Origin of the sequence: Mangrovicella endophytica (assembly GCF_002893625.1) — a bacterium.
Classification (GTDB): Bacteria; Pseudomonadota; Alphaproteobacteria; order Rhizobiales; family Rhizobiaceae; genus Mangrovicella; species Mangrovicella endophytica.
In genome coordinates this window covers 38,207-53,033 of sequence record NZ_PKMZ01000014.1, presented here as the reverse complement: position 1 = coordinate 53,033, position 14,827 = coordinate 38,207, and the positions used below count along the sequence as shown (strand labels likewise).

Below are 14,827 nucleotides of genomic sequence, written 5' to 3'. Positions count from 1 at the left end.
TTGTGCTGCGGATCTTCGACGCCCTCCAACTCAGGACGGAAGGATCAACCGCCGCTGCCGCTGCAGCGATGCGCTTGATCATGCCCTGCCGGCGGCACAGTTCGTGCCTCGATATCCATGGCTGCAGCGTCTAACGGGGTGCCCTTGGCCAATGTTCTCGTCGTCGGCGGCGCCGGCTATATCGGATCGCATACCTGTCTCGATCTTGCCGACAACGGCTTCGTTCCCGTCGTCTACGACAATCTCGAGCACGGCCATGAGGGCTTCGTGCGTTGGGGGCCGCTCGAAGTCGGTGACATTCATGACACGGATCGCCTGACGGCCGTTCTGCGCCGGCACGAGCCTGTCGCCATCGTGCACTTCGCCGCTCTCATCGAGGTCGGCGAGTCGGTGCGCGAACCGTTTGCCTTCTACCGCAACAATGTCGCGGGAACGCTGTCCCTGCTGGCTGCCGCCGCCGAGGCCGGCGTCGACAAGCTCGTCTTCTCCTCGACCTGCGCAACCTATGGCGAGCCGGATGCGGTGCCCATGGTGGAAACCCATCGCCAGGCGCCGATCAACCCCTATGGCCGCAGCAAGCACATGGTCGAGCAGGTGCTGACGGATCTGGATGCCAGCGCCGGCTTCCGCTCGGTGATCCTGCGCTATTTCAACGCCGCCGGGGCGGATCCGCAGGGGCGCATCGGCGAGCGCCATGATCCCGAGACGCATGCCATCCCGCTCGCCATCGAGGCGGCTCTCGGACGGCGCGCCAGCTTCAAGGTCTTTGGCAGCGACTACCCGACGCGCGACGGAACATGCGTGCGCGACTTCGTGCATGTCATGGATCTTGCCGATGCGCATACGCGTGCGGTGCGCTACCTGCTCGACGGCGGCACCAGCACGGCGCTGAACCTCGGCACCGGCGTCGGTACGACGGTGAAGGAGATCCTCAGCGCCATCGAGGCCAAGAGCGGCCGGCCGCTGCCCGTCCGGTATGAGGGCCGCCGCGCCGGCGATGCGCCGGCGCTGGTGGCCGACAATCGACTGGCCAGGACCGTGCTCGGCTGGTCGCCGCGTCATGATCTCCAATCGATCGTCGACACCGCCTGGAACTGGCATTCGCAAACCAACATGCGGTGAGGCGAGGGGGCGACCGGCGGAGAGAGCCTCCCTCGGCGCGAGCGGGCTTTGCCGCGCTGGTCTGCCCAGAGTCTCAGCCGCCGCATCGCGGTGGAATGCATGTCGTGTCATCTCGGTGAGCTAAGGGTGACAGCCGCGTCCGGATGACCGATCCTGCCGCGTGCCACTCTCGTCGCGTCGAAGCTTTGTGCCGCGGGTCGCGTATGGTTCCGAATTCCGAGGCGCCGGCGACATCCGCCGGGTGCCGCAGACACGAGCATCCCGATGACGCCATCCTTTCGCGCCCTCCTGATCGAGAAGACCGACGCCGGGTCCTCGGCGCGTATCGCCGATGTCGATTCCGGCTTGCTGCCGGAGGGCGATGTCACCGTCCGCATCGAGCGATCGACGCTGAACTACAAGGACGCGCTGGCCATCACCGGCCGCTCGCCGGTGGTGCGGCGCTTCCCGATAATAGCAGGCATCGACTTCGCCGGCGTCGTCGAGGAAAGCGGCCATGCTGCCTGGACCGCCGGCGACCGGGTGATCCTCAACGGTTGGGGCTGCGGCGAGAAGCACTGGGGCGGATTGGCTGAACGGGCGCGGGTCTCCGGCGACTGGCTGGTGGCACTGCCGGCCAGCCTGGCGCCCGACCAGGCGATGGCGATCGGGACCGCCGGCTATACGGCGATGCTGTGCGTGATGGCGCTGGAGCGGCATGGCGTGACCCCGTCGGTGGGCGAGATCCTGGTGACAGGCGCCTGCGGCGGCGTCGGTTCGGTGGCGATCGCGCTGCTTGCCCGTCTCGGCTACAGCGTCGCCGCGGCGACCGGTCGTCCGGAGGAAGAGGCCTATCTGCGCGATCTCGGCGCGAGCACGATCGTCGAACGGGCCGAGCTTTCAGGTCCCGGCAAGCCGCTGCAGGCCGAGCGGTGGGCGGGGGCCGTCGATACGGTCGGCAGCCATACACTTGCCAATGTCTGCGCCTCGATCCGATATGGCGGTACGGTCGCGGCCTGCGGCCTTGCCGGCGGCATGGACTTTCCCGCGACGGTCGCGCCCTTCATCCTGCGTGGCGTGACCCTTGCCGGCATCGACAGCGTGATGGCCCCGCTGGACCTGCGCCGCACCGCGTGGGAGCGGCTGGCGGACACGCTCGATCACCGCAAGCTGCAGACGATCACCCGCATGATCGGGCTGAGCGATGCGATCGGTGTCGCGGACGAAATCCTCGGCGGCACGGTGCGGGGACGCGTCGTCGTCGACGTCAGCCGCTGACGGAGAGGCGGCGCGCACGTCGGCGGTCTCTCCAGTCCGCCTCCTTGTCGCCTGATCCGGTCATGGCGACGCATTGAGAACAGGCCGTCTCGGGATCGTCCCCTCGTGTGGCTGCTGGGTCTCCCTATATGCCGGACCTCGCAGCTCGGAAGCGCCAAGGCCTGATCGGCCATCGGACCTTGCCTCGGGATCTGCGACACGCTGGAAATTTGGAGACTGACAATGGCGACAGTGAATGCGGGCCAGTCCGGCACCTTCAAGATCGGCGACATCGAGGTCAACCGCCTCGGCTACGGCGCCATGCGCATCACCGGCAAGGGCATCTGGGGTGAGCCTGCCGACCATGATGGGGCGATCGCCACGCTGAAGCGACTGCCGGAGCTTGGCGTCAATTTCATCGACACCGCCGATTCCTATGGCCCTGACGTATCGGAGCGGCTGATCGCCGAGGCGCTGAAGCCCTATGAGGGCATCGTCGTCGCGACCAAGGGCGGGCTGGTGCGCACCGGCCCGAATGAGTGGCATCCGCTCGGCCGCCCGGAATATCTGCGCCAGCAGGCGATCAAGAGCCAGCGCCAGCTCGGCGTCGAGACGATCGACCTCTGGCAGCTTCACCGCATCGATGCGCGGGTGCCGCGCGAGGAGCAGTTCGCTGCGATGAAGCAGCTGCAGGATGAGGGAATCGTCCGCCATCTCGGCCTCAGCGAGGTCTCGGTGGAGGAGATCGAGGCGGCTTCCAAGGTCTTCACCGTCGCAACCGTGCAGAACCGCTACAACCTCGTCGACCGCACCAGCGAGGAGGTCCTCGACTACTGCACCGAGAAGGGCATCGGCTTCATCCCCTGGTTCCCGCTCGCGGCGGGCGATCTCGCCAAGCCGGGCTCGATCCTCGACCGCATCGCGCAGAAGCACGGCGCGGCGCCGAGCCAGATCGCACTCGCCTTTGTGCTGAAGCGCAGCCCGGTGATGCTGCCGATCCCCGGCACCTCCAGCGTCGAGCATCTGGAGGAGAACGTCGCGGCGGCCGGTATCCAGCTGTCCGATGAGGATTTCGCCGCGCTCGACGCGGAAGGCCGCAAGGCGTTCCAGGCGGCGAGCTGACGGTTCCGGCGGAGTAGGGGCGGAGGTTTGGTCTCCGCTCCCGACGGCATGCAAGGCAGGACAGGAGCCGGCGATGAGCAAACGGGACGTGCCGGGGATCGGACGCTACGGCGGACCGGCGGGCGGCTGGGGCGCACTGCAGGCGGTCGCCTCGGCTCTGAAAGCCGAGATGGCAATCTCGCGCGAAGCAACGGCGCTGCGGCGGATGAACCAGCCGGACGGCTTCGACTGTCCCGGCTGCGCCTGGCCCGACCCCAAGCACACCTCGTCCTTCGAGTTCTGCGAGAATGGCGCCAAGGCTGTCGCCTGGGAGGCGACCGCCAAGCGCGTGACGCCGCAGTTCTTTGCCGAGCACAGCGTCAGCGAGCTCTGGGATTGGTCGGACCACGCGCTTGAAGCCGCGGGCCGGTTGACGCATCCGGTCGCCTATGACCGGGCCAGCGACCGCTTCGTGGCGGTCGGATGGGACGAGGCTTTCGCAGCGATCGGCGCCGAGCTGAAGGCACTGCCCGACCCGAACATGGCGGAGTTCTACGCTTCGGGGCGGGCCTCCAACGAGGCGGCGTTCCTCTACCAGCTGTTTGCGCGCGAATACGGTACCAACAACTTCCCCGACTGCTCGAACATGTGTCACGAGGCGACGAGCGTCGGCCTGCCGGAGTCGATCGGCGTCGGCAAGGGCACGGTGACGATCGAGGACTTCGATCATGCCGATGCGGTCTTCTGCATCGGCCACAATCCCGGGACCAACCATCCGCGGATGCTGGGAACACTGCGCGAGGTCTCCAAGCGCGGCGCGCCGATCGTCGTCTTCAACCCCTTGCGCGAGCGCGGCCTCGAACGCTTCGCCAATCCGCAGAACCCGATCGAGATGGCGACGCGCGGCTCGACGCCGATCGCAAGCTCCTATTACCAGGTGAAGATCGGCGGCGACCTGGCGTTGTTGAAGGGCCTGATGAAGGCGCTGGTCGAGGCGGATGCCGAGCGTGTTGCACGCGGTGAGACCGGGCTGCTCGATCGCGACTTCATCGCCGCGCATACGGCCGGGATCGAGGACCTCCTTGCCGACCTCCACGAGACGTCCTGGGACGCCATCGAACAGAAGAGCGGCTTGCCTCGCAGCGAGATCGAGGCGGCGGCATCCATCTATGCGGCCGCCAAACGCGTCATCATCTGCTACGGCATGGGCGTCACGCAGCACCGCCAGGGCACGGCGAACGTCCAGGCGATCGCCAATCTCCTGCTTCTGCGCGGCAATATCGGCCGCGAGGGTGCCGGCATCTGCCCCTTGCGCGGCCATTCCAACGTGCAGGGCGACCGGACCGTCGGGATCACCGAGATCCCGAGCGCGGCCTTTCTCGACCAGCTCGGCCAAGTCTTTGGCTTCGAGCCGCCGCGGGAGAAGGGCCACGGCGCCATCGAGGCGGTGGAGGCCATCGGCAGGGGCGAGGCGAAGGCGCTGATCTGCCTCGGCGGCAACCTCGCCGTCGCCATGCCGGACCCGGAGGCGACCTTCGCGGCCATGCGCAAGCTGCGGCTTGCCGTGCATATCGCGACCAAGCTCAACCGCTCGCATCTGCTGCTTGCGGAAAAGAGCTACATCCTGCCCTGCCTCGGCCGCACCGAGACCGATCTCCAGGCGGGCAAGCCGCAGTCGATCACGGTGGAGGACTCGATGTCGGTCGTGCACGCCTCGCGCGGCACGCTGAAGCCGGCCTCGCCGGATCTGCGCTCGGAGCCGGCGATCGTCGCGGGCCTTGCCATGGCGACACTGGCACGCAGCCGGACGGACTGGCGCGGGCTCATCGAGGATTACGACCGCATCCGCGACAAGATCGAGGCGGTCTTCCCGGCCTTTGCGGACTACAACAAACGGGTGCGCGATCCCGGCGGCTTCCGCCTCCACATTGCGGCCTCCGAGCGTGAATGGCTGACCCAGACCGGCAAGGCGAATTTCGTCACCTTCCGCGGCGTCGACGAGGATGCGCGGCTGACCGAGGCTGGCGCGCTGATGCTGGCGACGATCCGCAGCCATGACCAGTACAATACGACGATCTACGGCTTCAACGACCGCTATCGTGGCGTGAAAGGGCGCCGCGACGTCGTCTTCCTCAACGAGAAGGATCTGGCGGATCGCGGCCTCGAACATGGCGATCGCGTGGACCTCGTCGCCGTGCCGATACCGGGCGAGCCCGATGGCGGCCGCATCCTGCGTGGCCTCACCGCGGTGGCCTTCGACATCGCGGCAGGCTCGGCGGCCGCCTACTATCCGGAGGCGAACGGGCTGGTGGCGCTCGGCCATCACGATATCCGCAGCGGCACGCCGGCCTACAAGGGCGTGGCGGTGACCATCCGCAAAGCGAGCGACGACGACGCGGGTGCGTTTGCCCGCGACTGGCAGGCGGCGAGCGAGCACACGGATGGTGGCTCGACACAGGCGAAGGTGGCGGCGGAGGTCGCGGCGGGCTGAGCTGCCGCGCTGCCGCCGCCCGAAAGGTCGCTTCGACGCAGCCGTCTCACCTGGACGCTTCGGCACCCGGTGCCGCCCTGTCGTCCGGGCCGCCCGGCGTCCGGTCGGGAGGCGTTTGCGGCCAGCGCAGCAGCGCCTGCCGGCCGGCCTCCGAGAGGCCGTAGGAGCCGCGGTCCAGCCGGTCGAACCAGCCATAGACGTTGCGCAGGAGAATTCCCGGTGCATCCGGCACGGTCGGCTTCAGGTCGCGCGGCCGTACGGGTCCGGCTGCCATGGCGGCCGCGCAGATCAGCGCGCGCTGGCGATAGGCCGTCATCACGGGCTGGCGGTTGCCGCCGCCTTCCACCGGATCGCCCCGCCGGCGCCGATGCTCCTCGACGAGGCGAGAACGTCGCTTCGGATCGCGTCGCGGCATCGGCGCGGCCGGGCTGACGATGATCTCGACGCTGCCATCGCTGGCAACGCCCAGCATGCCGAAGCCGAGCCGCCGGCAGAGATTGCGGAAGCGTGCGTCGCTCTCACGTCCCTTGCCGCGGCGGGACAGGCTGGCGGCCAGCCAGACCTCGTCGCAGGCGCTCGCCCGGTCGACCGCCTGCAGGACGAGCTCCAGGTTGAAGCTCTGCTTCAGCTCGCCGATCACCACGAGCTGCGGCTCGCCCTCCTTGATGCCGAGGAGGTCGCAGCCGCCGATCTCGCCTTTCACGGCATAGCCGAGCGATTGCAGGAAGGCCTTTACCGGCCGGTATAATGCGGTTTCCAGAGGCGGCCTCGATCTCTTCGGCGTCGGTATCCATCAAGCTGACCGGCGTCGGGAACGATCCGCCGGGCCAGCGGTTGCCGGTGACCTCGTGCAGTCCGCCGCCGCCATCCGGCGCTGCGCTGCCGCAACCTGGAAGGAACGACCCTATGGCCGACAAGGATCTGAAGGCACTGTTCGCGCACCAGCTGAAGGACACCTACTTCGCCGAGAACGCCATCATCAAGGCCCTGCCGAAGATGATGGAAGCGGCCCAGTCCGACGAGCTGCGCGGCGCGCTCGGCGTCCACCTCGAGGAGACGCGCAACCAGGTGAAGCGCCTCGACCAGGTGTTCAAGCTGATCGGCCAGAAGGCCGAGGCGATCGAGTGCAAGGCGATCAACGGCATCATCGCGGAAGGCGACGAGGTCATCGAGGAGTTCTCCGGAGCCGCGGCGCTCGACGCCGGCATCATCGCGGCCGCGCAGGCGGTGGAGCACTATGAGATCGCCCGCTACGGCACGCTGCTCGCCTGGGCCGAGGAACTCGGCCTCGAAGATGCGGCCGACCTGCTGCGGGAGACGCTGGTCGAGGAAGAGAACACCGACGACATCCTGTCGGAACTCGCCGAGGACATGGTGAACCCCGATGCCGACGAGGATAGCGACGACGAATAAATCGCCGTCTTCGGTGCCGGGGAGGTCACCCTTCTCCGGCACCGCGGCGGGCTCGCGCTAATGCGAGCGCTTTGCCGCGCCCCGTCAGATGCGGCCGCTTCTCGTCGTCTCAGGCAGAGCGGCCGGGTCCCACGCCGGTCCCATAGATCTGCCACCGGCGCGGACTGACGGCAATCGTCTGGCCGATAACGACGGAAGTCTCGGCCGGAAGCTGCAGCTCCAGATGATGGCGGGCCGTGCCGACTGCGATCTCGACGAGGCGCGATCCCGCGCTTCGCCGCGCCGCCGTCACGGTGCCGGTGATGGCGCCATCGCCGCCCGCCACGACCTCCAGTTCATGCGGGCGCAGATACAGTGTCGCAGGACCATCCGGCAGATCGGCGGCAGCGATCGACAGCGGCTGGCCGTCCAGCGTGACGGTGCCCTTCGTCACGACGACCGGCAGCGTGCTGGATGCGCCGATGAAGGAGAAGACAAAGGGCGTTGCCGGATCGTCGTAGATCTCGTCGGCGGTGCCGATCTGCTCGATGCGGCCCTGGCTCATTACGACCACGCGATCGGCCAGCTCCATTGCCTCCTCCTGGTCGTGAGTGACGAAGACGGTGGTGTGGCCGGTGCGGTCGTGAAGCTCCCGCAGCCAGCGGCGAAGCTCCTTGCGCACCTTGGCGTCGAGCGCGCCGAAGGGTTCGTCGAGGAGCAGCACCTTCGGCTCGATGGCCAGCGCGCGGGCGAGCGCCACACGCTGGCGCTGACCGCCGGAGAGCTGAGCCGGAAAGCGCTTCTCCAGTCCGGACAGCTGCACCAGATCGAGCAACTCGGAGGCTCTGCGGCGGATGTCGCGACGGCTCGGCCGGCTGCCGCGCGGCCGGATGCGCAGGCCGAAACCGATATTGTCGGCAACCGTCATATGCTTGAACAGCGCATAGTGCTGGAACACGAAGCCGACATTGCGCTCCTGCACCGACTTCTCGGACGCGTCCTCGTCGCCGAAGTGGATACGGCCGGCGGAGGGGAACTCGAGCCCGGCGATCAGGCGCAGCAGCGTCGTCTTGCCCGAGCCCGAGGGGCCAAGGAGCGCGATCAGTTCGCCCGAGCGGATATCGAGCGAGACGTCGTGCAGCGCGGGAAAGCGATCGAACTCCTTGCGGATGTTCTGGATGCGGATGTCCATCAGGAAACCTCAGTGGCCGCGCGCGGCGACGATGTTGTCGGCGAAGCGCCATTCCAGCGCAGTCTTGAGGACCAGCGTCAGCAAGGCCAGCAGCGCCAGCAGCGAGGCGACGGCGAAAGCGGCCGAGAAGGCATATTCGTTGTAGAGGATCTCGACATGCAGCGGCATCGTGTTGGTGACGCCGCGGATATGGCCGGAGATCACCGACACGGCGCCGAACTCGCCCATGGCGCGGGCATTGCAAAGCAGAACGCCATAGAGCAGCCCCCATTTCACGTTCGGCAGCGTCACCAGAAGGAAGGTCTTCCAGCCGCTGGCACCGAGCGAGATCGCCGCCTCCTCCTCACCGGTGCCCTGCTCCTGCATCAGCGGAATCAGCTCGCGCGCGATGAAGGGGAAGGTGACGAAGATCGTTGCCAGTACGATGCCGGGAACGGCGAAGACGATGCCGATGCCATGCCGCGCCAGCCACGGCCCGAGCAGGCTCTGGCTGCCGAAGAGGAGGATGTAGACGAGGCCCGAGATCACCGGTGAGACCGAGAAGGGCAGGTCGATCAGCGTAACGAGCAGGCTCTTGCCCTTGAACTCGAACTTGGCGACTGCCCAGGCCGCGGCAAGGCCGAAGACGAGGTTGCAGGGCACGGAGATCGCCGCGATCAGCAGCGTCAGCCGGATAGCGGCCATGGCGTCCGGGTCGGTGATCGCCTCGGCATAGGCGGCAACGCCGCCGCGCAGCGCCTCGTAGAACACCGCGGCGAGTGGCAGCAGGAGAAACACCGCCAGGAATAGGAGGCCGATCGCGATCAGCGTCCAGCGGACCGCGGGCGCTTCGGTGGTCGCCGCGCGCAGATGCTTGCGCGGCCTGTCGCGGCCGGCCTGGAGCGATGGATCAAGCACCATGACCAAACCTCCGGCGGCTCCAGGCCTGGATGAGGTTGATGACCAGCAGCATGGCGAAGGAGATCGCGAGCATCAGTGCCGCCACCGCCGTCGCCCCGGCATAGTTGAACTCCTCCAGCCGGATGACGATGAGGAGCGGGGCGATCTCCGATACGCCGGGGATGTTGCCGGCGATGAAGATCACCGAGCCATATTCGCCGACGGAGCGGGCAAGCGCCAGGGCAAAGCCGGTCATCAGCGCCGGCAGCAGCGAGGGTAGGACGGTGGAGATCACCGCCTGCAGACGGCCGGCGCCGAGCGTTGCGGCAGCCTCCTCATATTGCGTGTCGATCTCTTCCAGAACGGGCTGCACGGTCCGCACCACGAAGGGCAGGCTGACGAAGGTCAGGGCGATCACGACGCCGATCGGCGTATAGGCGATTTTCAGGCCAAGCGGCGTCGCCCATTGGCCGATCCAGCCATTCGGCGCGTAGAGAGCGGTCAAGGCAATGCCGGCGACAGCCGTCGGCAGCGCAAAGGGAAGATCGATGATCGCATCGACGATTCGCCGTCCGGGGAAGCGATAGCGCACCAGGATCCATGCGAGGATCATGCCGAAGACGGTGTTGATCGCTGCCGCAATGACCGACGCCCCGAAGCTGAGTTTCAGGGCGGAGAGGGTGCGCTGGTCGGTGGCGAGGCGCCAGAATTCGGTCCAGCCGAGCCCGGCGCTGCGCACGATCAGCGCAGCCAGCGGGATCAGAACGATGAGGCTGAGATAGGCCAGGGTAAAGCCGAGCGCCAACCCGAAGCCCGGGATGACGCTCGGCTGCCTGAACCGCGACAGGGCGGCTGTGGCCATGAAACTCCTAAGGTCTGGCAGCTTGCGAAAGCGGTCTAGTTCGCAGGCTTATAGATCTGGTCGAAGATGCCGCCATCCCCAAAGTGAGCAGGCTGCGTCTTTGCCCAGCCGCCGAAGAGCGGATCGTCGATGGTGACGAGCTTTACGTCGGGAAAGCGCTTCAGATCTTCCGGGTCGGCCAGCTCAGGCTTGGATGGCCGGTAGAAGTTCTTGGCCGCGATGGTCTGGCCGTCCTTCGAATAGAGATATTCGAGATACGCCTCAGCGACCTTGCGGGTGCCCTTCTGGTCGACATTACCATCGACGAGCGCGACCGGCGGCTCGGCCTTGATGGAAAGCGAGGGCACGACGATCTCGAACTGGTCCGGGCCGAGTTCCTCGAGGGCAAGGAAGGCCTCGTTCTCCCAGGCGAGCAGGACGTCGCCGATGCCGCGCTGGACGAAGGTGGTGGTGGAACCACGCGCGCCGGTGTCCAGCACCGGGACGTGCTTGAAGAGCGTGCCGACGAATTCCTTGGTCTTGGCCTCGTCGCCGCCCGACTGCTGCTCGGCATAGGCCCAGGCTGCGAGATAGTTCCAGCGTGCACCGCCGGAGGTCTTCGGGTTCGGCGTGATCACCTCGACGCCGTCCTTGATGAGGTCGCCCCAGTCCTTGATGCCCTTCGGGTTGCCCTTGCGCACCAGGAAAACGATGGTCGAGGTATAGGGTGCGCTGAGATTGGGAAGGCGCTTGCGCCAGTCGGCAGGGATCTTGCCGGTCTTGCTCGCGATGGCATCGATGTCGGCCTCGAGTGCCAGCGTCACGACGTCCGCATCGAGCCCGTCGATCACCGCTCTCGCCTGCGCGCCGGAGCCGCCATGCGACTGGCGCAGGACGATGTCCTCGCCGGTCTCGGCCTTCCAGTGCGCTGCGAAGGCCGTGTTATAGGCCTTGTAGAGTTCACGCGTCGGATCATAGGAGACGTTGAGGAGCGTCGTCTGTGCCATGGCCGGTCCGGCCAGGAGGAGCGAGGCACCTAGCGCCGCGAGGCGAACAAGCCGGATCATGATCTTTAATCCTACCGAGCTGATGGGAATTGAAAACCTATCGATCCGATGGACTTTGTCAATCCGCCATCTTTTCACCATCGAAACGGCAGCATCCGATGGGCTGCGACAAAGCTCAAGCCCGTTCCGGAATGAGGCGGTTTTGCACGAGAAAGCTCGGGTCCGTCAGGGCATCCGCGATCGTGGCGCCGTCCAGGACAGCCCGCGCCGAAATGGCAACGTCGGCAAAAACGCGGCGCACCCCGCAGGCGGATTCGCTGCGACAGTCCTCGCAGCGCCGGTAGGCCGTGCGGCTGAGGCAGGGCAAAGGTGCGATAGGGCCGTCGATCAGACGCAGAATCCGCCCGAAGGTGATGGTGTCGGCCGGCATCAGCAGACTGTAGCCGCCGGTGGCGCCGCGGCGGCTTTGGACGATGCCTTCGCGCTTCAGTTCGGTGAGGATCTGTTCGAGGAACTTGCGCGGGATGCGTTCCGACTGTGCCAGTTCGGCCGCCGAGACCGACGCCGTCTTCATCTCGGCCAAGGCGATCAAGGCGCGGAGGGCGTATTTGGCTTTTTGCGAAATCATTCCAGAGCACGCCGATCTGAACGCAAATAACTCCTACTCAGTAGGTATGATATAGAGGTTCATGCCTCGAAGGGCCAGTACCGTTGATGGATGCGGTGCAGAGCCGACATCGGGCGGTTTCGCGTCTCACGGGAAGAGCAGGGCGACGAGGGCGAGGCGCGGACCGATGGATGATGGCGAGCCGCGCTTCGGCGTGTCGGACACAGGCGCCCGATCGTGCCGGTCGCTGACGAGGGCGACGCTGACGCGCTCGCTACATGCCTCTACGAGGCCATCAAGTGAGGGGAGAGGGTGCCGTCCACACGCGACGATCGGGACGGCACGGGCGTCAAATAATTCCGGCGTGGACCTACCAGCGGAACTCCACGGCAGGCCCATCGATGCTGCAGGCCCTGGCCCGATCAGTTGCCGATTTCAGCCGCGATGCCGTTCAGCGCCTTCATCACCGATGCCGGAGGGTACGGCTTGGCGAAGAACAGCCCGTTCTCGGGCATATCGTTCTCCCCCACGTCCACATGTCCAGACGTCACCATGATCGTCACCGGCGGCCAGCGATCGCGCACGGCGCGGGCAAGCTTCAGTCCGTCCATCGATCCCGGCATGTCCACATCGGTGAAGAGCACGCGGATCTCGGAATGGCGTTCCAGCTTTCGGATCGCCTCGTCGGCATTGCGCGCCTCATAGGCGATGAAGCCGGCGTCCTCGATCATGTCCACCGCTTCTGCCAGGAGAAGCGCGTCATCTTCGACGACAAGCACGGCATAGCTCGCGTGAGCGAACGACTGACCCATACTCTACGCTATGCCTTCTGTTCACTACCGGGACCCAGCGCGCCTTCGAGTATGAACCGGACGCCAGAGGGATCGAACTCGAGCCGCCCGGTCCCGTCGAAATACGCCGCCACGATTCGCTCGATGAGCTTCGAGCCGAAACCCCGGGCACTAGGCATCTCAACGGTGGGACCGCCGGTTTCGATCCATTCAAATCGAAAAAAGTTACCGTCCGCAGACCAACACATGTCGACGCGGCCGCCTTCCACCGACAGCGCGCCGTATTTTGCGGCATTGGTGGCCAGTTCGTGGATCGCCAGCGACAGGCCGAGCGCCCGCTGCGTCTGGAGATCGAGATGCGGTCCGCTGATCGTGACGTGGCCGGCATCGCCGCGGTGCGGCTCGATGGCGGCATTCACGACCTCGACGATATCGGCCTTTTCCCAACTCGTATGGGTGAGGATATCCTGAGCCCGTGCCAGGGCCGTCAGACGACTGGCAATGGCGTCGCGGCCTTCCTCCATCGTCCGCGCCGACCGCAAGGTCTGGGCGGAGATGGCCTGAACCATCGCCAGCGTGTTCTTCATCCGATGGGCCAACTCGCGCGTCAGCATCTCGCGCTGGGCATCCGCGGCCTTCTGCGCTCGCAGATCGGTTATGATCGTGCCGTAGCCGATCCGGGCATCGGCGTCGTCAACGAGCGGGAAGATGGTGAAGCGCACCGGCAGCGCCTCGCCCGTGCCGAAATGGCGCAGCGTCACCTCACCCGACCAAAGCCCCGACCTTGCGACTTCGGGGAGGATCTCCGATCGGAAGCGGGAGCGGTCCGGCTCCTTGAAGTAGTCGGCGATCTCGGCCTGACCGTCAGCGTTGGCGCGGCCGACCAGCTGACGTCCCGCCTCGTTGACGAACTGCACACGGCCACCGAGGTCGGCATAGCCGATGAACTCCCGGCTCTGCTCAACGATCGTTGCCAGCCGGCTGCGCTCGCCCGTCTGTCGCCCGAGATTCTCAAGAGCGCAGCGGCGTTCCTCGGCAACCCGCTCCAGCACCAGCATGGTGCGGCGCAGCTGTACGGCCAGGAAGACGATGCCGAGATTGACCAGGCTAAAGAGCGTCTGCGCCGCCCACTGCTTGCCGGTGAGAGAAAACGGATCGTTGGTCGCCGAGAGCGACTGACCCGCGAGAAGCGCCGACAGCAGGATCGCCGTCACCCCAGCCGCCGGGCCGACGAGAAAGGTGCCGATCAGGATGACGGGCATGAAGAAGAGATAAGGAAGAAGATCGGTGACGAAGGCGGCGCGAAAGGCTGCAGTTGCCACCACGGCAGCGATCACCAAGGCAAGCCCGTACAGCCCCTTGAGAGGAAGATGCAGCGCCTTGAGGAGGATGCGATCGAAAATTCGGGACTGCGGCATCGCGATCTAACGGGACAAAGGCGATCGCAACCGCTACGCCGGGACCGTCATACAAAGCCGTGGCGTGCGTGGCGAGCATGTCAATGCTGAGGCAGCTAATGCCGGACTCACAACTTCGCGAGGATTTTCAGGGGCCGTCTTGCCGACGCGCCTCGGGGCGAGGGCAGATGAGCGGCACCGGCGCAGAGCTTGTTCAGCTGCTGAAGGAAGGGCGTGTCCGCTCGCTTGCAAGTGATGCGGCTGCTCGCTATGGCTCGCGCCGCCTTTCTTCCGTTGGGGAATATCTCCTGTGTCTGCGATCAACACGCTCCTGCGTGCGCCGGTTGTCGCCGCCGCCGCTCGCATCCTCCTGACCTTCCCGTTCTGGGGCAGTGGGCTTGCCAAGCTGATCGATTTCAATGGCGGTGTCGCCGAGATGGCGCAGTTCGGTCTGCAACCGGCGGCCGCCTTCAACATCGCGGTCATCATCGTGCAGATCGGCGGGTCGATTCTGGTGATCCTCAACCGCCTGACCTGGCTCGGCGCCGGCGCGCTCGGTGTGTTTACCGCGCTGACGATCCCGGTCGTCCACCATTTCTGGAGCATCCCGGAGGAGCCGTTTCGCACCATCGCCTTTCACACGGCGACGGAGCATGTCGGCATGATCGGCGCCCTGATCGTCGTCTCGATCCTGGCGGCACATCAGCGGCGCTGACCCGCGCCGCTGTCGAGAGGCCGGCAGCGGCCGACCCCGGACGCCGGCGATAGACG

The 14,827-nt window shown here is 66.3% G+C and carries 14 protein-coding genes; 6 read left to right on the top strand and 8 right to left on the bottom strand.

The window, feature by feature from the left end; translation table 11 throughout:
* Nucleotides 1–117: 117 nt before the first annotated feature.
* From galE to C0R46_RS19415, 4 genes are all read left to right on the top strand, one after another.
* Nucleotides 118–1,122, top strand: a complete 1,005-nt coding sequence (gene galE / locus C0R46_RS19430) for a UDP-glucose 4-epimerase GalE (RefSeq protein ID WP_102961331.1) — start codon at nt 118–120, stop codon at nt 1,120–1,122.
* 264 nt (nt 1,123–1,386) lie between these two features.
* Nucleotides 1,387–2,379 (top strand): acrylyl-CoA reductase (NADPH), encoded by a 993-nt coding sequence (gene acuI / locus C0R46_RS19425; protein WP_102961330.1) that lies wholly within the window; start codon nt 1,387–1,389, stop codon nt 2,377–2,379.
* A gap of 222 nt (nt 2,380–2,601) precedes the next feature.
* On the top strand, nt 2,602–3,480 hold the full coding sequence (locus C0R46_RS19420) for an aldo/keto reductase (protein ID WP_102961329.1): 879 nt from the start codon (nt 2,602–2,604) through the stop codon (nt 3,478–3,480).
* 73 nt (nt 3,481–3,553) lie between these two features.
* Nucleotides 3,554–5,950 carry an FdhF/YdeP family oxidoreductase gene (locus C0R46_RS19415; RefSeq protein ID WP_102961328.1) on the top strand — a complete coding sequence of 799 codons (2,397 nt, stop codon included), beginning with the start codon at nt 3,554–3,556 and terminating at the stop codon, nt 5,948–5,950.
* A gap of 46 nt (nt 5,951–5,996) precedes the next feature.
* Here the strand turns inward: C0R46_RS19415 and C0R46_RS19410 are convergent, their stop codons facing one another.
* Nucleotides 5,997–6,710, bottom strand: a complete 714-nt coding sequence (locus tag C0R46_RS19410) for a DUF2161 domain-containing phosphodiesterase (protein ID WP_102961327.1) — start codon at nt 6,708–6,710, stop codon at nt 5,997–5,999.
* A 146-nt stretch (nt 6,711–6,856) separates the two neighbouring features.
* Between C0R46_RS19410 and C0R46_RS19405 the strand changes: the two genes are divergently transcribed.
* Nucleotides 6,857–7,363: a YciE/YciF ferroxidase family protein gene (locus C0R46_RS19405; protein ID WP_102961326.1), complete on the top strand. Its 507-nt coding sequence runs from the start codon at nt 6,857–6,859 to the stop codon at nt 7,361–7,363.
* A gap of 109 nt (nt 7,364–7,472) precedes the next feature.
* Here the strand turns inward: C0R46_RS19405 and C0R46_RS19400 are convergent, their stop codons facing one another.
* The 7 genes from C0R46_RS19400 to C0R46_RS19370 form a co-directional block, all read right to left on the bottom strand.
* Nucleotides 7,473–8,534, bottom strand: a complete 1,062-nt coding sequence (locus C0R46_RS19400; RefSeq protein ID WP_102961325.1) for a sulfate/molybdate ABC transporter ATP-binding protein — start codon at nt 8,532–8,534, stop codon at nt 7,473–7,475.
* A 9-nt stretch (nt 8,535–8,543) separates the two neighbouring features.
* The gene (gene cysW / locus C0R46_RS19395) at nt 8,544–9,434 is read right to left on the bottom strand and encodes a sulfate ABC transporter permease subunit CysW (protein ID WP_102961324.1); all 891 of its coding nucleotides are present in this window, start codon (nt 9,432–9,434) and stop codon (nt 8,544–8,546) included.
* Nucleotides 9,424–10,275, bottom strand: coding sequence for a sulfate ABC transporter permease subunit CysT (cysT, locus tag C0R46_RS19390; protein ID WP_102961323.1), 852 nt, complete (start codon nt 10,273–10,275; stop codon nt 9,424–9,426). Before cysT ends, cysW begins: the two co-directional genes overlap by 11 nt.
* Before the next feature lie 35 nt (nt 10,276–10,310).
* Nucleotides 10,311–11,321, bottom strand: a complete 1,011-nt coding sequence (locus C0R46_RS19385) for a sulfate ABC transporter substrate-binding protein (protein ID WP_102961322.1) — start codon at nt 11,319–11,321, stop codon at nt 10,311–10,313.
* A 115-nt stretch (nt 11,322–11,436) separates the two neighbouring features.
* Nucleotides 11,437–11,889, bottom strand: coding sequence for an RrF2 family transcriptional regulator (locus C0R46_RS19380; RefSeq protein WP_102961321.1), 453 nt, complete (start codon nt 11,887–11,889; stop codon nt 11,437–11,439).
* Between the two features lie 401 nt (nt 11,890–12,290).
* Nucleotides 12,291–12,680, bottom strand: a complete 390-nt coding sequence (locus C0R46_RS19375) for a response regulator (protein ID WP_102961320.1) — start codon at nt 12,678–12,680, stop codon at nt 12,291–12,293.
* Between the two features lie 8 nt (nt 12,681–12,688).
* Complete coding sequence (locus C0R46_RS19370) at nt 12,689–14,077, bottom strand: sensor histidine kinase (protein WP_102961319.1); 1,389 nt, start codon at nt 14,075–14,077, stop codon at nt 12,689–12,691.
* Nucleotides 14,078–14,366: 289 nt separating this feature from the next.
* Here C0R46_RS19370 and C0R46_RS19365 point away from each other — a divergent pair, with 289 nt between their 5' ends.
* Nucleotides 14,367–14,771: a DoxX family protein gene (locus tag C0R46_RS19365; protein WP_342586525.1), complete on the top strand. Its 405-nt coding sequence runs from the start codon at nt 14,367–14,369 to the stop codon at nt 14,769–14,771.
* Nucleotides 14,772–14,827 lie beyond the last annotated feature (56 nt).